Origin of the sequence: Chromobacterium sp. LK1, assembly GCF_001043555.1 — a bacterium.
Lineage (GTDB): Bacteria > Pseudomonadota > Gammaproteobacteria > Burkholderiales > Chromobacteriaceae > Chromobacterium > Chromobacterium aquaticum.
Genome location: NZ_LDUI01000040.1, coordinates 20,497 through 38,000, shown reverse-complemented (window position 1 = coordinate 38,000; position 17,504 = coordinate 20,497). Strand labels below are relative to the sequence as shown.

The 17,504-nt window shown below is 63.9% G+C and carries 17 protein-coding genes; 8 read left to right on the top strand and 9 right to left on the bottom strand.

All coding sequences use genetic code 11. The features are described from left to right. Positions 1-64 precede the first annotated feature (64 nt). The 5 genes from gyrA to VI26_RS17260 all read left to right on the top strand — a co-directional run bounded on the left by gyrA (position 65) and on the right by VI26_RS17260 (position 5,349). Positions 65-2,773, top strand: coding sequence for a DNA gyrase subunit A (gene gyrA, locus VI26_RS17280; RefSeq protein ID WP_048411001.1), 2,709 nt, complete (start codon positions 65-67; stop codon positions 2,771-2,773). After that, positions 2,770-3,237, top strand: coding sequence for a PaaI family thioesterase (locus tag VI26_RS17275; protein ID WP_048411000.1), 468 nt, complete (start codon positions 2,770-2,772; stop codon positions 3,235-3,237). The genes gyrA and VI26_RS17275 overlap by 4 nt, the downstream gene beginning before the upstream one ends. Continuing rightward, entirely contained in the window at positions 3,234-3,674 is a 441-nt protein-coding gene (locus VI26_RS17270; protein ID WP_048410999.1) for a PaaI family thioesterase, read from the top strand. The genes VI26_RS17275 and VI26_RS17270 overlap by 4 nt, the downstream gene beginning before the upstream one ends. 107 nt (positions 3,675-3,781) lie before the next feature. Next, on the top strand, positions 3,782-4,870 hold the full coding sequence (serC, locus tag VI26_RS17265; protein WP_048411115.1) for a 3-phosphoserine/phosphohydroxythreonine transaminase: 1,089 nt from the start codon (positions 3,782-3,784) through the stop codon (positions 4,868-4,870). Positions 4,871-5,004: 134 nt separating this feature from the next. Then, complete coding sequence (locus VI26_RS17260; protein ID WP_048410998.1) at positions 5,005-5,349, top strand: MliC family protein; 345 nt, start codon at positions 5,005-5,007, stop codon at positions 5,347-5,349. Here VI26_RS17260 and VI26_RS17255 read toward each other — a convergent pair. From VI26_RS17255 to VI26_RS17220, 8 genes are all read right to left on the bottom strand, one after another. Continuing rightward, entirely contained in the window at positions 5,346-6,938 is a 1,593-nt protein-coding gene (locus VI26_RS17255) for an EAL domain-containing protein (protein WP_082151132.1), read from the bottom strand. The two genes, VI26_RS17260 and VI26_RS17255, sit on opposite strands and share 4 nt — an antisense overlap. A gap of 33 nt (positions 6,939-6,971) precedes the next feature. Next, positions 6,972-7,496, bottom strand: a complete 525-nt coding sequence (locus VI26_RS17250; protein WP_048410996.1) for a DUF2165 family protein — start codon at positions 7,494-7,496, stop codon at positions 6,972-6,974. A 121-nt stretch (positions 7,497-7,617) separates the two neighbouring features. Then, entirely contained in the window at positions 7,618-10,374 is a 2,757-nt protein-coding gene (gene mgtA / locus VI26_RS17245; RefSeq protein ID WP_048410995.1) for a magnesium-translocating P-type ATPase, read from the bottom strand. Positions 10,375-10,613: 239 nt separating this feature from the next. Next, complete coding sequence (locus tag VI26_RS17240; RefSeq protein ID WP_048410994.1) at positions 10,614-10,973, bottom strand: hypothetical protein; 360 nt, start codon at positions 10,971-10,973, stop codon at positions 10,614-10,616. A gap of 223 nt (positions 10,974-11,196) precedes the next feature. After that, positions 11,197-11,457 carry a hypothetical protein gene (locus tag VI26_RS17235; protein ID WP_053074483.1) on the bottom strand — a complete coding sequence of 87 codons (261 nt, stop codon included), beginning with the start codon at positions 11,455-11,457 and terminating at the stop codon, positions 11,197-11,199. A gap of 416 nt (positions 11,458-11,873) precedes the next feature. Then, complete coding sequence (locus VI26_RS17230; protein WP_048410993.1) at positions 11,874-12,245, bottom strand: hypothetical protein; 372 nt, start codon at positions 12,243-12,245, stop codon at positions 11,874-11,876. A gap of 518 nt (positions 12,246-12,763) precedes the next feature. Continuing rightward, positions 12,764-13,438, bottom strand: coding sequence for a glutathione S-transferase family protein (locus tag VI26_RS17225; protein ID WP_048410992.1), 675 nt, complete (start codon positions 13,436-13,438; stop codon positions 12,764-12,766). Positions 13,439-13,454: 16 nt separating this feature from the next. Continuing rightward, positions 13,455-13,928 carry an Lrp/AsnC family transcriptional regulator gene (locus tag VI26_RS17220; RefSeq protein ID WP_197081518.1) on the bottom strand — a complete coding sequence of 158 codons (474 nt, stop codon included), beginning with the start codon at positions 13,926-13,928 and terminating at the stop codon, positions 13,455-13,457. A 126-nt stretch (positions 13,929-14,054) separates the two neighbouring features. Here VI26_RS17220 and VI26_RS17215 point away from each other — a divergent pair, with 126 nt between their 5' ends. Both VI26_RS17215 and VI26_RS25180 read left to right on the top strand, forming a co-directional pair. Then, the gene (locus VI26_RS17215) at positions 14,055-15,095 is read left to right on the top strand and encodes a histone deacetylase family protein (RefSeq protein WP_048410990.1); all 1,041 of its coding nucleotides are present in this window, start codon (positions 14,055-14,057) and stop codon (positions 15,093-15,095) included. A gap of 200 nt (positions 15,096-15,295) precedes the next feature. After that, positions 15,296-15,424, top strand: coding sequence for a hypothetical protein (locus VI26_RS25180; protein ID WP_255360819.1), 129 nt, complete (start codon positions 15,296-15,298; stop codon positions 15,422-15,424). Positions 15,425-15,658: 234 nt separating this feature from the next. Here the strand turns inward: VI26_RS25180 and VI26_RS17210 are convergent, their stop codons facing one another. Beyond that, positions 15,659-16,855: an acyl-CoA dehydrogenase family protein gene (locus tag VI26_RS17210; protein WP_197081517.1), complete on the bottom strand. Its 1,197-nt coding sequence runs from the start codon at positions 16,853-16,855 to the stop codon at positions 15,659-15,661. Between the two features lie 126 nt (positions 16,856-16,981). Between VI26_RS17210 and VI26_RS17205 the strand changes: the two genes are divergently transcribed. Next, positions 16,982-17,455: a hypothetical protein gene (locus tag VI26_RS17205; RefSeq protein ID WP_156183931.1), complete on the top strand. Its 474-nt coding sequence runs from the start codon at positions 16,982-16,984 to the stop codon at positions 17,453-17,455. Positions 17,456-17,504 lie beyond the last annotated feature (49 nt).

Here is a 17,504-nt window from a genome sequence, read left to right as displayed (position 1 = left end):
GGCGGGCGCGTGAATGCACCCGCAATCGCAGGGCGGCCTGTTCATCCTTACGAATCAAGAAACTATGACCGATAACCTGTTCGCCAAGGAAACCATCCCCATCAGCCTCGAAGAGGAGATGCGCCGCTCTTATCTGGATTACGCGATGAGCGTGATCGTGGGCCGCGCCTTGCCTGATGTGCGCGATGGCCTGAAGCCGGTGCACCGTCGGGTGCTGTACGCCATGCACGAGCTGTCCAACGACTGGAACCGCGCGTACAAGAAATCGGCGCGTATCGTTGGCGATGTGATCGGTAAATACCACCCGCACGGCGACACCGCGGTGTACGACACCATCGTGCGCATGGCGCAGGATTTCTCGCTGCGCTACCCCTTGGTGGACGGTCAGGGCAACTTCGGTTCGGTGGACGGCGACAACGCCGCCGCGATGCGTTACACCGAAATCCGCATGGCGCGCATCGCCCATGAACTGCTGGCCGACATCGAGAAGGAAACCGTGGACTTCGGTCCCAACTATGACGGCTCCGAACACGAACCGCTGATCCTGCCGGCCAAGATCCCCAATCTGCTGATCAACGGCTCCTCTGGCATCGCCGTGGGCATGGCCACCAATATTCCGCCGCACAATCTGAACGAGGTGGTGGACGCCTGCCTGGCCTTGCTGGCCAATAGCGATCTGACCATAGACGAGCTGATCGACATCATTCCGGCGCCTGATTTCCCCACCGCCGGCATCATCTACGGCACCGCCGGCGTCAAGGAAGGCTACCGCACCGGCCGCGGCCGCGTGATCATGCGCGCGCGCGTCCATTTCGAAGACATCGGCAAGGGCGACCGCCAGGCCATCATCGTCGACGAGATCCCGTACCAGGTGAACAAGGCGCGGCTGCTGGAACGCATCGGCGAGCTGGTGCGCGACAAGCAGATCGAGGGCATCTCCGACCTGCGCGACGAGTCCGACAAGTCCGGCATGCGCGTGGTGATCGAGCTCAAGCGCGGCGAAATGCCGGAAGTGGTGCTCAACCACCTGTACAAGCTGACCCAGCTGCAGGACAGCTTTGGCATCAATATGGTGGCGCTGGTCGACGGCCAGCCGCGCTTGTTGAACCTGAAGCAGATCCTGGTGGAATTCCTGCGTCACCGCCGCGAAGTGGTGACCCGCCGCACCATCTTCGAACTGCGCAAGGCGCGCGAGCGTGGCCACATCCTGGAAGGCCTGGCCGTCGCGCTGTCCAACGTCGACGAAATCATCGCGCTGATCAAGGCGTCGGAAACCCCGCCGCAGGCCAAGATCGCGCTGATGGAGCGCGAATGGCGTTCGCCGCTGGTCGAGGAAATGCTGTCGCGCGTGGATCAGGACAAGGCGCGTCCGGACGGCCTGGCCGAAGAATTCGGCCTCAAGGCCAATGGCTACCGCCTGTCCGACGCCCAGGCCCAGGCCATCCTGGAAATGCGCCTGCAGCGCCTGACCGGCCTGGAGCAGGACAAGATCGTCGCCGAATACCGCGACATCATGGCGGTGATTCTGGACTTGCTGGACATCCTGGCCAAGCCGGAACGCATCAACCAGATCATCAGCGACGAACTGTCCGCCATCCGCGCCCAGTTCGGCGACGCGCGCCGCTCCGAGATCGAGCCCTTCGGCGGCGACATCAATATCGAGGACTTGATCACCCCGCAAGACATGGTGGTGACCATCTCCCATACCGGCTACATCAAGGCCCAGCCGATCGACGACTACAGCGCCCAGCGCCGTGGCGGCCGCGGCAAGCAGGCGGCGGCCACCAAGGACGACGATTTCATCGACACCTTGTTCGTGGCCAATACCCACGATTTCGTGCTGTGCTTCTCCAGCCGCGGCCGCTGCTACTGGCGCAAGGTCTACGACCTGCCGCAGGGTGGTCGTCAGAGCCGCGGCAAGCCCATGGTCAACGTGCTGCCGCTGGAAGAGGGCGAGAAGATCAACGCGCTGCTGCCGGTCAAGGAATTCCGCGACGACCAGTACGTGTTCATGGCCACCGCTGACGGCACCGTGAAGAAGACGCCGTTGCGCGCCTTCTCCAAGCCGCGCGCGGCCGGCATCATCGCCATCAACCTGGACGAAGGCAATTACCTGATCGGCGTGGCGCTGACCTGCGGCAAGAGCGTGGCTGGCCAGGGCGACGAGGATGACGAGGCCATCGTGGAGGAAGACATCGCGGTTGAAGGCGAACTGATCGAGGACGGCCTGCCGGTCGAGGGCGATCAGGTGATGCTGTTCTCCGACGCCGGCAAATCGGTGCGCTTCAGCGAAAGCCAGGTGCGGCCGATGGGACGCACTTCCAGAGGCGTGCGCGGCATGAAGCTGGGCGAGGGCCAGAAGCTGATCTCCCTGCTGGTGACCAACTCCGAAGACCAGATGGTGCTGACCGCCAGCAACGGCGGCTACGGCAAGCGTACCCGCACCGGCGACTTCCGCCTGACCAGCCGCGGCACCCAGGGCGTGATCGCGATGGACCTGACCGACAAGACTGGCTTCAAGCTGGTGGCGGCCAGCCTGGTGGAAGAAACCGACGACGTGATGCTGATCACCACCGGCGGCGTGCTGATCCGCACCAAGGTGGCGGAAGTGCGCGAAACCGGCCGCTCCGCCCAGGGCGTGCGCCTGATCAATCTGGACGAAGGCGAGCAGCTGATCGGCCTGGAAAAAGTGGCGGAAGGCGATAGCGACGACGAGGCGGAAGCCTTGGACGGCGAAGGCGCGGATGCCGCGAACGAGGGCGGCGAGGCATGATTCCGACGCCGGCCAATCAGCAGGTGCTGGAGGCGATGAGCCAGCTCTTCGTCTCCTTCCCGCACTGCGTCACCCTCGGCATCGAGTATGTCGGCACCGAGGGCCGCAAGGTGACGCTGAAGGCGAACTGGCGCGAAGACCTGGTGGGCAATCCGGTCACCGGCATCCTGCACGGCGGCGTGATCACCTCCTTGGTGGACACCTGCAGCGCGGTGGCGGTGACCGCTCATCTGCCGGAGATGGAAACCATAGCCACGCTGGACTTGCGCATCGACTACCTGAAGGCGGCCACGCCGGGCAAGCCCATTTTCTGTCGGGCGGAATGCTATCGTCTGGCCAGCCAGATCGCCTTCACCCGCGCGGTGTGCTATCACGAGTCGCCCAGCGATCCGATCGCCCACGGCGTCGCCACCTTCATGCGCGAATCCAGCCGTACCCCGATGTTGCCGGAGACCGCCGCATGAGCCAGTTCATGGAGCGTTTCAACGCGCTGCGCGATCAGAAAGCCTATGCGCAAATCGTCGACGAGCTGCCCTATATCAAGCTGATGGGGGTGGAGTTGAGCGAGGACGAGGCCGGCGAACTGCTGTTCCAGCTGCCCTTTGCCGAGCGCAATGTCGGCAATACCGCCTTGCCGGCGCTGCATGGCGGGCTGATCGGCGGCTTTCTGGAAAGCGCGGCGATGCTGCACCTGATGTGGAGCCGGGAATCGCTGGAGACGCCGAAGATCGTCGATTTTTCGCTGGACTACCTGCGGCCGGGTCGACCGCAAACCCTGTACGCCAAGTGCGAGATCACCAAGCAGGGCAAGCGGGTGGCCAATGTGCTGATCGAAGCCTGGCAAGAAGACCGGCGAAAGCCGGTCGCGGTGGCGAGAGCCCACTTCCTGCTTAGTCAATAAGCTATAACAAAGGCCCGGCGCTTCGCGATCGGGCCTTGTCGCATCTCAAGGCCCGAATCTCCGCCGGCGCGGGTGCCGAGGGCCGTCAACGCAAATAGAGGATGAACATGGCCAAAGTGTACAACTTCTCCGCCGGCCCCGCCGTGCTGCCGCACCAGGTGCTGGCCGAAGCGCAAAGCGAAATGCTGGACTGGCACGGCTCCGGCATGTGCGTGATGGAAATGAGCCATCGCGGCAAGGAGTTCATGGAAATCATCCACGACGCCGAGCACGATCTGCGCGAGCTGATGCAAATCCCCGCCAACTACAAGGTGCTATTCCTGCAAGGCGGCGCCTCGCTGCAGTTTTCCCAGGTGCCGCTGAACCTGCTGGGCGAGCGCGACAGCATAGACATCGTCAACACCGGCCACTGGTCCAAGCTGGCGATCAAGGAAGCGCGCCGCTATGCCAAGGTGAACGTGGCGGCCAGCAGCGAGGACCGCAACTTCGCCTACGTGCCGGACGAAGCCGGCTGGCAGCGCGACCCCAAGGCGGCCTATCTGCACTACACCTCCAACGAGACCATAGGCGGCCTGCAATTCCCCTTCGTGCCGCAAAGCCTGCCGGAGGTGCCGCTGGTTTGCGACATGTCCTCGGACTTCCTGTCGCGTGAAGTGGACGTCAGCCAGTTCGGCCTGATCTACGCCGGCGCGCAGAAGAATATCGGCCCGTCCGGCCTGGTGGTGCTGATCGTGCGCGAAGACTTGCTGGGCAAGGCGCGCGCCGACCTGCCCACCATGCTCAACTACCAGGTCCACGCCGACGCCGACTCGATGTACAACACGCCGCCGACCTTCCCGATCTATATCTCCGGCCTGGTGTTCAAATGGCTGAAGGAGCAGGGCGGAGTCAAGGCCATCGCCACCCGCAACGAGGAAAAGGCCGGTCTGCTCAACCATGTGATCGAATCCAGCGGCGGTTTCTATCACACCCATATCGACGCGCCGTTCCGCTCGCGCATGAACGTGGTGTTCCGGCTCAAGGAAGAGGGGCTGGAAGAAACCTTCCTGCTGGAGGCGCGCAAGAACGGCCTGATCCAGCTGAAAGGACACCGCGCGGTCGGCGGCATCCGCGCGTCCATTTACAACGCGATGCCTATCGAGGGCGTCAAGTCCTTGGCCAACTTCATGCAGGACTTCGCGCGCATGCACGGTTGAGCCGTCGCCGCGCCGTTCCAGCCCGCCTGCCGGCGGGCTTTTTCATGGCGTTGGCGAACGAAGCCGCCGCGCCGGGGTCTACCCCCTTCGCCGCCGGCCGGATGCCGGCGGCGTTGAAAACGGGAGTTTGCACAATGAAATCGCTATTGTTCGCCGCGCTGGCCTTGAGCGGCGCGGCCGCCATCGCCAAACCGCTGAGCTTGCCGGAGATTCCGGCTGGCCAGCGCCAGGTCGTCAACTATGTCTGCGCCGACGGCGCCAAGCTTAAGGTCAAGTATTACAACGCCAAGAACGGTCAGAGCTTCGCGGTGTTGCCTATCGCCGGCAAGGCCCTGTTGTTGAGCAATGTGGTGTCCGGCTCCGGCGCCAAATACGCGGCCGAGCAATACAGCTGGTGGACCAAGGGGCCGGAAGGCACGCTGCGCGATGAGATCGCCGATAAGGTGTTGCTGGGCGATTGCAAGGAAAGCCGACGTTAAATGTCGGACGCCGCCGCGCGCACGGCGTCCAGCTCCGGCCGCTGCAGAAACTCCTGCAGCGGCATGGGCTTGGCAAACAGATAACCTTGCAACCAGCCCACGCCCAGCCGGCTCAAATAGGCGCGTTGCGCCTCGGTCTCCACGCCCTCCGCCACGATTTGCAATTCCAGCTTGTGCGCCAGTTCCGCCACGCTGTCCACGATGTGACTGGATGGCGCGTCCGCGCCTATGCTGGCGGTGAAGCTCTTGTCTATCTTGATGCCGTCCAGCGGCAGCTGCTGCAGATACACCAGGCTGGAATGCCCGGTGCCGAAATCGTCTATCGCTATCATCACGCCCAGCTCCCGCAAGCGCTGCAGCCGCGCGCAGGCTTCCGGCGTCGGCTCCACCATCTCTCTCTCGGTCAGCTCCAGCACCAGATTCAGGCCGCAAGGCGGGAAATGGGCGAGGAACTGCCGGCAGTCGTCCAATAGCGCGTCGTCGCGCAAATGGGCGGCGGTGATATTGATGCCCAAATGGAACCGCGGCGGCAAGCCGGCCCGGCCCAGGGCGCGCGCCAGCTGATGCATCATCCGCCGCGTCATCGGCACGATCATGCCGCAGTCCTCGGCGCGCGGAATGAACAGATCCGGCCGGATCAGCCCATCGCGCGGGTGGCGCCAGCGCATCAGCGCCTCGGCTCCATGCCAGGCCAGTCCGTCGGCGCGCACCACCGGCTGCAGAAAGGCCTCGAATTCGCCATTGTCCAGCGCGCGCTGCAGCTCAACGGTGGGGGAGGCCGGCCGGTTCAACTGCCATTGCAGCGCCGCGGCCAGCACCAGGCCCAGCGCCGCCATGCTGAAAAACACCAGCTCATAGCTGCTGCCGAGCTGGCGATACAGATCGCGGCGGCTAAAGCCGGTGATCACGCTATAGGGATAGTGGGCGGACTGCTGTTCTATCGTCACCAGGTCGAAACGGGGGCTGGGGCCGGCGTGGACCGCGTGATCGGGGCCGATCCAGTTCCGGCCCACCTGCATATAGACCGGGCCATGATCGCTGGCCATGTCCAGGCTGAACTGCAAATGAATGCCGTCGATGGCGATGAGCACGGCGATTTCTTTGGGGCGTTTGCGGTAGATGATCAGCGGCCGTCCCGGCGTCAGCGCGTTGCCGGGCAGCAGCAGCAGGTTCTGGCCCGGCCGCGCCGGCTCCGGCGGCGAGGTTTGCTGATGGTAGACGCCGAACAGCGAAGAACAATAGAGGACGCCATTGCGCTCCAGCGTCACGCTGCGGATGAAGGGCACCACAGTCACCTGGCGGCGCAGCTCTTGCTCGATCGCTCCGCAGGTCCGGCCGGTGAGCGGGAGCACCTTGTCAGCGGCCTGTTCGGCATAGGCCAGCATCATGTCCAGCATGTTTTCCGCCTGGTCCGCCTGGATGATGGCTTGCTGGCGCAAGCGCTGGCTTTCCTGCCAATAGACGATGGGGGTGATTACCAGCAGGGGCAGCACGGCGGTGGCGAAAACCAGCAGCCCGCGGCTGATGCGGGCGGGCAAGGGGCGGCGGCGGGCAATCATGGCGCGGGCGAGGGAGTCGGCATGGTTCATGATATACGAGGGGACGCCCGCTTGCCCGCGAGCTTAGTCCGCCGCCGCTTCCGGCTGCGACAGATAGACCAGGCTGAGCAGGATGAAGCCGATGAAGGCGTAGGCCTTCATTTGACCGTTCCATTGATTGGCCCACATCGCGAAATATTCACCGCCTATCACCGCGAAGCCGGTATACCAGACCAGCAGCGCCGGAATGCAGCCCAGCGTGAACCAGGTCTTGCCGCGCAGATAGGCGTCCTCGCGGCCGCATAGCGCGCCGCGCAGCATCTGGCCGCCGCCCCAGGCGCACAGCAGGCCGAACAGCAGCTCGCCGGCGATGATGGCCAGGTAGGCGGCTTGCTGCCAGCCGGGATCGGTGATGGCGCGGCTCTTCAGCGCCTGGCCGCCGAACCAGGCTTCCATGCTGTCCATCGCCAGCACGTGGCGGACGAACTGCCAATTGCTGTCGTAGTCCAGCATATTGCCGCTGGCCGCCAGCAGGCCGAACAGGGCGATGGAGAGCGCGAGCAGGCTTTTCAGGCCTTGCTGGGCGCGGCGCAAAGAGGGCAGATGCATGGGATTTCCTTATCGTGAGGGATGGGGCGATTGTGCCAGCGCGGCAAGACGCTGGGAATGGCCGGCGCCGGCGTAAAAAAACCCCGCGCAAGCGGGGTTGGGACGGTTTTGGAGCACTGGCTTAGAACCAGCGGCCGTAGCGTTTGATGTAAAGGGTTTTGACGATCTGGGTCAGCGTCATATAGCCCAGCATGGTCGCCAGCAGCCACCAGAAGTAGCTGGGGTCCAGCTTGACGAAGCCTATGCTGTCCGCCAGCGGCGAGAACGGCAGGTAGCAGCCGATGGCGATGGCCACCGAGGTGGACAGCAGGACCGGCAACGAGGCGGTGCTTTGCAGGAAGGGGATCTTGCGTGTGCGCAGCATGTGCACCACCAGGGTCTGCGACACCAGGCCTTCGATGAACCAGCCGGAGTGCATGATGCTGGCGCCGCCGTCGCTGACGCCGTGGGCCAGGCCGGCGTAGTAGGCGGCTCCGGCGCCGAACACCGTCCACATCAGCGTGTAGGTGGTGATGTCGAACACCGAGGAGGTGGGGCCCAGCCACAGCATGAAGCGCTTGATGTTGTTGGCTTCCCACTTGCGCGGCTTCTTCAGGAACTCCGGATCCATCTTGTCCCAGGGCAGCACCATCTGCGATACGTCGTAGACCAGGTTCTGGATCAAGAGGTGCATCGCCAGCATCGGCTCCCACGGCAGCCAGGCCGAGGCCACTAGCACCGAGAACACATTGCCGAAATTGGAGCTGGCGGTCATGTTCAGGTACTTGAGGATGTTGCCGAAGGTTTCCCGGCCCTTGATCACGCCTTCTTCCAGCACCATCAGGCTCTTTTCCAGCAGGATGATGTCGGCGGTTTCCTTGGCGATGTCCGCGCCGCTGTCCACCGAGATGCCGACGTCGGCGTCGCGCAGCGCCGGCGCGTCGTTGATGCCGTCGCCCAGGAAGCCGACGGTGTGGCCGTTGGTCTGCAGGGCCTTGACCACGCGCGATTTCTGCAGCGGAGTCAGCTTGGCGAAGATGGTGGTGTGCTTGACCGCGCTGCACAGCGCCACATCGTCCATCTGGTCGATGTCCTTGCCCACCAGCGGCACGCCGGGGCTGAGGCCCACTTCGCGGCATACCTTGGCGGTGATGATGGGGTTGTCGCCGGTCAGTACCTTGACCGCCACGCCGTATTCCTTCAGCGCGCGGATGGCCGGCGCCGCGGAGTCCTTGGGCGGGTCGAGGAAGGTCAGGAAGCCGCGCACCACCAGTTGGGCCTCGTCATTGGTCTTGTAGTTGCGCTTGGCTTCTTCGGCGGGGATGTCGCGGGTAGCGACCAGTAGCACGCGGTAGCCTTCGGCGTTGTAGTCCTGGCTGCGCTTGAGCAGGGCGGCCCGATCTTCCTCGCTCAGCGGCTTTACTTGCTCGCCGTCCTGCACATGGCTGGAGACGGCCAGCATTTCCTCCACCGCGCCTTTGGAGATCAGCAACTGGCGGCCGCGCTGGTTTTCCACGATCACCGACAGCCGGCGGCGCACGAAATCGAACGGCATTTCGTCCACCTTGCTGTAGCCGCTGGGCTTGACGCGGCTGCCCAGCTCATCGGCGTGCTCCACCACGGCAATATCCATCAGGTTCTTCATGCCGCTCTGGTGGAAGCTGTTCAGCCAAGCCAGTTGCAGCACGCCTTCGTCCTTGAGCCCATGGATATTGTAATGGTGTTCCAGGATGATCTTGTCCTGGGTCAGGGTGCCGGTCTTGTCGGTGCACAGCACGTCCATCGCGCCGAAGTTCTGCACCGAGTTCAGACGCTTGACCACCACCTTGCGCCGCGCCATCGCCACCGCGCCCTTGGCCAGGTTGGCGGACACGATCATCGGCAGCATTTCCGGGGTCAGGCCCACGGCCACCGCCAGCGCGAAGGTGAGGGCTGACATCCAGTCGCCCTTGGTCAGGCCGTTGATCATGAACACCACCGGCACCATCACCAGCATGAAGCGGATCAGCAGCCAGGATACGCTGTTGACGCCGCGGTCGAAGCTGGTTTCCACCCGCTTGTGGCTGACCACATTGCGCGCCAGCGAACCGAAATAGGTGTCGGTGCCGGTGGCCACCACGATGGCGGACGCCTTGCCGCTGACCACATTGGTGCCCATGAAGCAGACATTGGGCAGGTCCAGCAGATCGGCGTCGCCCTTGGCCTGGCCGTTGGCGGATTTCTCGGCCACCGCGCCCAGGGTGTCGTACTTCTCCACCGGCAAGGCCTCGCCGGTCAGCACCGCCTGGCTGATGAACAGATCGCGGGATTCGATCAGCTTGATGTCGGCCGGAATCATGTCGCCGGCCTGCAGGTGGACGATGTCGCCCACCACCAGCTCGCTCATCGCGATTTCCTGGCGGATCGGGCTGCTGCCGTTGGCCGGGCGCCGCTGCACGGTGGCGGTGTTGCGCACCAGCGATTTCAGCTTTTCCGCCGCCTTGGCGGAGCGGAATTCCTGCCAGAAACGCAGCAGGCCGCTGATGCCGACCATGGTCAGCAGAATGATGATGCCGGTCCATTCCTCGTCGCCGGGGCTGGCGAAATAGACATCGGTGAAATAGCTGATGGCGGCCAGCACCATCAGCACGATGACAAAGGGGTTGTTGAAGGCCTGCGCCAGCTGGATCAGCGGGTGCGGAGCCTTGTCGTGGGCCACCTCGTTGGGTCCGAACTGGGCGTAGCGCTGATGCGCTTCCGCCATGGTCAGGCCGTCGAGATGGCCGCGCACATGTTGCAGGGTTTCTTCCACGGAGCTTTCGGCTTCCTGTACCGCGCGGATGGCCGGTTTTTCCTGTTTTGCGCCAGGGGTGGCGACATAGCCTTTCAGCTTGTGCCGGCTGGTGGTGTGTTTCGTCATTTCATGTCTCCTGCGCGGGGCCCGGCGCAGCATCGGTCTTCGCCGGGTCAGGCGGGGCGGATGTCTGGCGGGCGCAGCGCAGCGGGTGTCGCGGATATTCTGGTTTGGAAGTGGGCGCCCGCCTGCCTTGTTGTCGGTGTGTGCAGGGCGGGCGGTAGCGGGTAACTGTCGTCGGTCATGTGGTGTTTCCTTTGCAAATGAGATGGTGAGAGGGGATTGAATCGGCGGCCGCCCGCAGCTCAGCCCAGGGCCAGCGGCCGCACGGTGTTGGACCACTCCGGGCGGCTGTGCCCGGGCAGGATGTCCAGCCGCACTCGGGTCAGCGGCAGATTGCCCAGCCGCTGCATGACGGCTTCCAGAAAGTGCATGGAAGCATCGCCGCGGGAGCGGAATTCGGTGGCCAGCATCCAGTTGGCCGGCGCGCCGGAGGCGTGGCATTCGCCGGCGAGCAGGGTTTCGTTCCAGCTGGACACTTTCAAGCCGTGTCCCTGCGCGGCGCTGCGGATTTCCCTGCGCACGGATTTGACCGCCTGCGTGGGGCAGATGACCGACAGCTGGTAGCGCTGCGGCCGGATGTTGTGGCGGATGATGTCGTTCATGGCGATCTCCTGGCGATGGCCGTCCGCGGCGTGCGGACGTGCCGCCCCCTGCCTTGCGGCATGCAATAACAGGGCTTGGTTTGACGGAGGCGAGGCGCGCGCGCCGCTCACGCCGCCGTCAGGCGGCGGAGATCAGGCGGGGCGGGCGGCCTCGGGTCTGCAAGATCGAGGTTCCGGTTCTTCAGACATGGCTGGCCTTTATTGGAGGATGGATTCGAATGCTTCAGGCGCTGATGGCCCAGCGTCGGGCCGGCGAGCGGGGTTCCGACTTGCGGCGCCCCCAACGCACGCGATGGATTTCCGGCATCTTGCTCAGGCGCAAGGCCATTTCATTGAAGGCTTTGCGCAGAGCGGGCGGGCATTCCAGCTTTACGCTCAGGCAGGCTTGCCCGGCACTGGCCGCGGGCGTGATGGTGACTTGGGTCGCCGCCAGGCCCAGCATGTGCATTTCCCAGAACAATTGCTTGCGCAGCGCGGTAATCACCGGGATGTCGCATGTTACGTTCAGGTGGCAGCTGGTTTCGTTTTGGCGTTTGGCTGGGGTGCGGACAAGGTAATTAAATAACCAAGCCAGTTTATTTGGGCGCATATTTCACTCCCTCATTTTCTATTTGAAAATGCGACAGGCAGCATTATTCTCTTCTGTGTTTTATAGACGCAGAAATGAAAATAAATCCAATGGTCGTTTGCGATGGTCGGCGGCGGCTAATTGGCCAGTCCCGCTGTCGCAATAAGGGAGAGGCTCAGATCAGCAATTCGCCATGGGCCGGCACGGTCGCGGTTCAGGGTCTTCAATCAACATCAGAACCTCCTGCTGGCGGGCAGCGTTTGCGATTTAAAGTGGCGCCGGGGCACCCCGGGCGGCGGTTATCAGGCGGCCGGTGGCCGCCAAGTGAGGGTTCAGTGCGCCAGATTGGCCCGCTGGGCCAATAGAAAGGCGCGGTTGGGCACGCGCGGGCGTTGCGCATGGCGCGCCCAGTGTACCCGATTGACCTGCGGCAGTTGACAGAAATGAGCCGCCAGCTGGTTCAGGCTGCGGCTGGCCGCGTCAGGGCAGGTGAACAGCACGCTCAGACAGGCCAGCTCATTGTCGCCGGCGGTCAAGGCGATGCGTTCCACCTCCAAGCCGTGTGCATGCAGCTGCTTGGCGGCTTGCACGCGCAGCATGGTCAGATCGGCGTGCACGCAGAAAATATTCAATTGGTAAACGGCGGCTGGCGCGGCGATTTTGCCTGGGCGCAGCAGGTTTGCCAGTTTGGTGATCAAGCGCATGGTATTCCCCCCGTTGCGATGCAAGGAGGACGCGACGAAATCCGAAGGCAAACGCCGTAAAGGGGCGGTCAAGCGCGATCAGGCGGATAAGGCGCCCGCGTGGCGCGAGTCTGGCGATGTCTGGGGTTGGCCCTTGGGCCTGGGGTCCGGATGCTGCCAGCGGCTTGATCAGGCGTGCCGCTGTTGAGTCTTACTCCGGATGTTTAGACACCACACCCTGTCATTGCAGGATGTGGCAGAGATGAGAGTCTGCTAAATCCTGCAAGACGGCGTTGCGATACAAGATCGACTACTTCCGTCGTTGTCCACGATGAACCTTTGCAGTATTTAAGATGCTCGGATTATAGGGGGCTTTTTGGCGCTAGGCAATCCTGAATCAAACTTTTTTGTGCTTTTGTGTGCGCCGCAACACTAAATAAGCGACGAGCATGAGGAATCAAAATGGGCGGGCCTTATTTCATGCTGGCGTGGCGCGATTTTATTGACGTGGTTTGATATAGGCGGCAATTGCCAGAGGTTCAATCCGCGCCATAAGCGTAAGGTCCGCCTTGTTCCAGCGCGGCCCGGTAGGCCGGGCGCGCGTGGATGCGGCAGAGGAAGTCCAGCGCGCGAGGGTGCTCGGCGTTCAAGACGCCGCGCGCGCGCGCCGCTTCCAGCGGAAAGCTCATCTGGATGTCGGCGGCGCTGAAGGCGGCGCCGGCGAACCAGCCGGTGCGCGCCAGCTGCCGGTCGGCATGAGCCAGCAGCTGTGTCAGCAGCGGTTGCAGATAAGCTCCGCGGACGCCGGCGGCCAGCTTGCGCGCCAGCGGGCGCAGCCACCAGGGCACCGGCGGCTGTTCCAGCCGTGACAGCACCAGGCTCATCACCAGCGGCGGCATCAGCGAGCCTTCCGCATGGTGCAGCCAGAAGCGGTAGTCGTGGCTTTCCGGCGTGCCGGCCGCGGGCTTGAGCCGGCCGGAGCCATAGCTGTCCACCAGGTATTCGATGATGGCGCCGGATTCCGCCAGCGTCAGCTCGCCGTCGCAGATTACCGGGGATTTGCCGAGTGGATGCACCGCCTTCAGTTCGGGCGGCGCGAGCAGGGTGACCGGGTCGCGCTGGTAGTGCTGCACCCGGTAATGCAGGTTCAGTTCTTCCAATAACCACAGCACGCGCTGCGAGCGCGAATTATTCAGATGATGGACGATGATCATGGGCGGGTTTCCAGGGCTAGATGGGCAAGCGGCTGCCGGCCTTGATCTCGCGCAGCGCCAGGCTGGAATGAATGGCGTGCAGGCCGGGCGTCTTGCGCAGCACGGTTTCGATGAAGTCGCTGTAGGCGTCCAGGCTGGGCGCGACCACTTGCAGCAGGTAGTCGGCGTCGCCGGTGATCTTGTGACAGGACAGCACCTCCGGACGTTCCTGCATCTGCAGCTCGAAGCGGTTGGGCGCATCGTCGGCGTGCTCACCGAAGCTGAGCCGCACGAAGGCCAGCACATCGTAGCCCAGCTTGCGGCGGTCCAGATTGGCTTGATAGTCCTTGATATAGCCGGCTTCCTCCAGGCGCTTCAGCCGCCGCCAGCACGGCGTGACGCTGAGGGATAGCCGCTCCGCCAGCTTGGGGTTGGAGAGGGTGCCATCTTGCTGCAGCAAGCGCAGCAGCGTTTTATCGGTATCATCCAGCGGGGTTTTGAGTCTATTCATGCTCAATCATCGCTTTTTAAGAGTCTATTTTTGCTCAAGATTAGCGCTATGGGAGGCGTAAAAGCAAAACTATTGCCATGGCCTGGGCGCATACTTTCGCTATCGCGATTAAAGGGAGGGTGGAGAATGCTGACGATTTACAGCGATGCGCATCATTTGCATCACGGTTGCGAACTGAAGGACGGCGTGTTGATGCCCTGTTTCGAGCAACCGGGGCGCGCGGACACCATTCTGGCGCGGGTGCGGGCGATGGGATTGGGGCCGGTGGCGGCGCCGGGAGAGTATGACAGCGCGCGCTATGCGCGGGTGCACAGCGCGCGCTATGTGCGTTTTCTTGAGCAAGCCTGGGACGAGTGGGCGGCCACCGGCCGCAGTCACGACGCCTTGCCGCTGATCTGGCCGGTGCGCGACCTGCGCAGCGATATCGAGCCGGAGTTCATTGACGGCAAGCTGGGTTTCTACGCGATGGACGCCGGCGTGGCGATCACCGCCGGCACTTGGCGCGCGGTCAGCGCCAGCGCCAACCTGGCATTGACCGGCATGGACGCCTTGCTGGCCGGAGAGAGCAGCGCTTTCGCGTTGTGCCGGCCGCCCGGCCATCATGCGGCGGCCGAGTATATGGGCGGCTATTGCTATCTGAACAATGCCGCGATCGCGGTGCAGTCCTGCCTGGACGGCGGCGCGCGCCGGGTGGCGCTGCTGGACGTGGATTACCACCATGGCAATGGCGGGCAGAGCATCTTTTACCAGCGCGACGATGTGATGTTCCTGTCCCTGCACGGCGATCCCAAATCTTCCTATCCATATTTTTCCGGCCATCGCGACGAGGTGGGCGCCGGCGCCGGTCTGGGCTTCAATCATAATTACCCGCTGCCGCATGGCACTGGCTGGCCGGCCTATGGCGAGGCCTTGCGCCACGCCTGCGGGAGAGTAGCCGCCTATGCGCCGGACGCGCTGGTGGTGTCATTGGGGGTGGACACCTTCAAGGAAGACCCGATCAGCCAGTTCCGCCTGGAGAGCGAGGACTTCCTGCGCCTGGGCGAAACCCTGGGTGGCCTGGGCTTGCCCACGCTATTCGTGATGGAGGGTGGTTATATGGTGGACGATATCGGCGTCAATGCCGTCAATGTGCTGATGGGTTTTGAAGGGAGAGCCGGCGGAATTTGATCTGGATCAGTCCGGGCGCGGAAAATCGCCGTGCCCAACGGTCAGCTCACCGCGCTTGTATAAAAAATGTAAAAAGCATAGAGTGGCGGGTGTAAAATTGCTTACACCCGACAACTTCAGAGTTATTTCTCATGAAAAGCGGCCATCCTGATTCCGCAGATCGAAGTCACAGCGCTGTTTACCAGCATTTTTCTCCTCAGTTGCCGCTGGCTGACGCCAAGCGCCACTTCAAATGGCGGCCCAGCGCGCGCCAGGAGGAGGCTTTGCTGCATGCGGCGCTGATTGCCTGTATCGCCTTGGTGGCCTTGTTCGCCTTTTTGCGCCACTGAGCGCCGCCGTGCGCCAATCGATATTCCTCATCCGCCGAGTTGAAAGCCCGAGCATAAGCAGGATGGCGCGCGCCGCTCTCGCGGCGGAGCGACGGATCTCAAACCTTTTCTAAGAGCCTGTTCAAAGTCTGCTGCGCTTCGTGAGACGTCGCAGGGTGAGTACGGCTTCGAAATGCTCATTTCTCAGCCGTTTTCGCCTTGTTTCGCTCTTGCTTGCTGGAACGTAAACAGGTTCTAAGCCGGCTGGGTCTGCTCCGCCAGATGGATCTCTCGGCGCAGCTGTTTCAGCGTCGGCGTCACGATGGCGATGAAGCTGGCCTCGCGCAAGCGGCGCTGCGCCGGGTGCGACAGCAAATAGCCAGCGGCGCCGGCGTGCAGCTGGGCCGACATCGCCGCGCGCAGGCACAGCTCGCTGACCTCGGCGCGCAGCCGCAGCACGCGCGGCGCAGCCAGCTGGCCGGCCTCGGCCAGCGGCGCCAGCGTCTTGGCCTCGCGCCACAGCACGGCCAGTTCCGCCGCCAACTCATCATAGGAATGGTCCAGCCAGCGGTTCTGCTCGCCGTCGCGGCGGTTGGCGGCGAGGATATCGTCCAGGCAGCCCTGCACAATGCCCAAGCCCACCGCCGCCTGCGCCAGCACGAAACCGGGGCGCACCCGCCGGATGAAGCCGGCGAAGGCGGCCGGTTCGGCCAATACCCGCTCCGGCGTGATCAGGACCTGATCCAGCTTCACACACAATGTGCGGGTGCCGCCCATGCCGGCGATGGGCGGGCCGGCGTTCAGTTGTACGCCCGGCGTGTCGCAGTCGACGAGGAAGGCCAGCTTGTCCCCGTCGGCGCAGGCCGCGGCGGCGGCGAACAGGTGGCCGGGACCAAGATTGGACACCCAGGGCAGCTCACCGCTGATCCGATAGCCCTGCGGGCAGGCTTCGGCGCGCAAGCGCATCGGCTCCAACCCGGCCAGATGCTTGATGGCATTGGACAAGCCGGGACCGCCCAGGCGGCGGCCGGCGGCCAGTTCGGCCAGGATGGTCTGCAACTCGGCGCGCGGCGCGGCGTGAAGCAGCAGGTAGACGCAGGCGCTTTGGCACCAGGCCAGGAAGGCGGTGCTGCCGCATGCCGCGCCCACTTCGGCGATGGCCGCCATCAGCGTGGCCAGGCCCAGGCCGCTGCCGCCGTGCTCGGCCGGCAGCAAGGCGGCGTAGGCGCCGTCGTCGCCCAGGCCGCGCAGCATGGCTTGCGGGTATAAGGCTTGTTGATCGATGGCGGTGGCTTGCGGCGCCAATTGCTGGCGCACGCGTTGATCGATGCGGCGCAACAGGGCTAGGGCTTCGGCTTGGTGCATGACGCTGGGCGAGGGTTGGTTGATTTCAGCGGCATTCTGGGCGCGATGGGCGGCGCTGTCCATGCGTGCAGCATGCCATCTGTTCATATCGGAGCGCCGGACAGCGGAACTTGGCCGTGCCATCCTGGCTCTATCCTGTTTTCATTGACACCGTTCCCTTCCCGCCGCGCCTAGGCGCGGGCAGTCCATACCGCGGAACGGAGAAAGGTTCCGATGAGCGCATCTCCCACTTTATCCCTTGGCCTGCTGTTGGCCGCGCTGGGCCTGGCAGGCCCCAGCCTGGCGCTGGACCTGGATCTCAAGCCGACGCCGCCCAAAACGGCGAGCCCCGCGGCCAAGCCGCCGCCGGGCTGGAGCCTGGGCTATGACAGCAAGCGCTTCAACTACCCGCCGTCCGAGCGCACCCGCCAGTTGGCGGACCAGGCGCTGCGCAGCAAGCAGGAGCCCAAGACGCCGGTGGACTGCCAAAGCCATCCCGGCTATGCCTATTGCCAGCCCAAGGGCGCCGAACGCGCCTACGCCCCCGCGCCGCCCCAGCCCATGGGTAGCGCCAAGCATTGCGATCAGGACCCGTATGCACCGCAATGCGCGGACAGCGCCTTGCAGTTGAGCACCCGCAACAGCAATTGCGCGCCGGACGACAGCAACTGCCAGGGACTGGGCCTCAGCCTGAAGTGGGGCGACTGAGCCGGCGTCCGGGGCTGGACGGGACGCGGCAAGCCGGTAAACTGCCGGG

Coding starts and splice junctions, on each gene's coding strand:
- gyrA (WP_048411001.1), top strand. CDS start 65: ATGACCGATAACCTGTTCGCCAAGGAAACCATCCCCATCAGCCTCGAA.
- VI26_RS17275 (WP_048411000.1), top strand. CDS start 2,770: ATGATTCCGACGCCGGCCAATCAGCAGGTGCTGGAGGCGATGAGCCAG.
- VI26_RS17270 (WP_048410999.1), top strand. CDS start 3,234: ATGAGCCAGTTCATGGAGCGTTTCAACGCGCTGCGCGATCAGAAAGCC.
- serC (WP_048411115.1), top strand. CDS start 3,782: ATGGCCAAAGTGTACAACTTCTCCGCCGGCCCCGCCGTGCTGCCGCAC.
- VI26_RS17260 (WP_048410998.1), top strand. CDS start 5,005: ATGAAATCGCTATTGTTCGCCGCGCTGGCCTTGAGCGGCGCGGCCGCC.
- VI26_RS17255 (WP_082151132.1), bottom strand. CDS start 6,938: ATGAACCATGCCGACTCCCTCGCCCGCGCCATGATTGCCCGCCGCCGC.
- VI26_RS17250 (WP_048410996.1), bottom strand. CDS start 7,496: ATGCATCTGCCCTCTTTGCGCCGCGCCCAGCAAGGCCTGAAAAGCCTG.
- mgtA (WP_048410995.1), bottom strand. CDS start 10,374: ATGACGAAACACACCACCAGCCGGCACAAGCTGAAAGGCTATGTCGCC.
- VI26_RS17240 (WP_048410994.1), bottom strand. CDS start 10,973: ATGAACGACATCATCCGCCACAACATCCGGCCGCAGCGCTACCAGCTG.
- VI26_RS17230 (WP_048410993.1), bottom strand. CDS start 12,245: ATGCGCTTGATCACCAAACTGGCAAACCTGCTGCGCCCAGGCAAAATC.
- VI26_RS17225 (WP_048410992.1), bottom strand. CDS start 13,438: ATGATCATCGTCCATCATCTGAATAATTCGCGCTCGCAGCGCGTGCTG.
- VI26_RS17220 (WP_197081518.1), bottom strand. CDS start 13,928: ATGAATAGACTCAAAACCCCGCTGGATGATACCGATAAAACGCTGCTG.
- VI26_RS17215 (WP_048410990.1), top strand. CDS start 14,055: ATGCTGACGATTTACAGCGATGCGCATCATTTGCATCACGGTTGCGAA.
- VI26_RS17210 (WP_197081517.1), bottom strand. CDS start 16,855: ATGAACAGATGGCATGCTGCACGCATGGACAGCGCCGCCCATCGCGCC.
- VI26_RS17205 (WP_156183931.1), top strand. CDS start 16,982: ATGAGCGCATCTCCCACTTTATCCCTTGGCCTGCTGTTGGCCGCGCTG.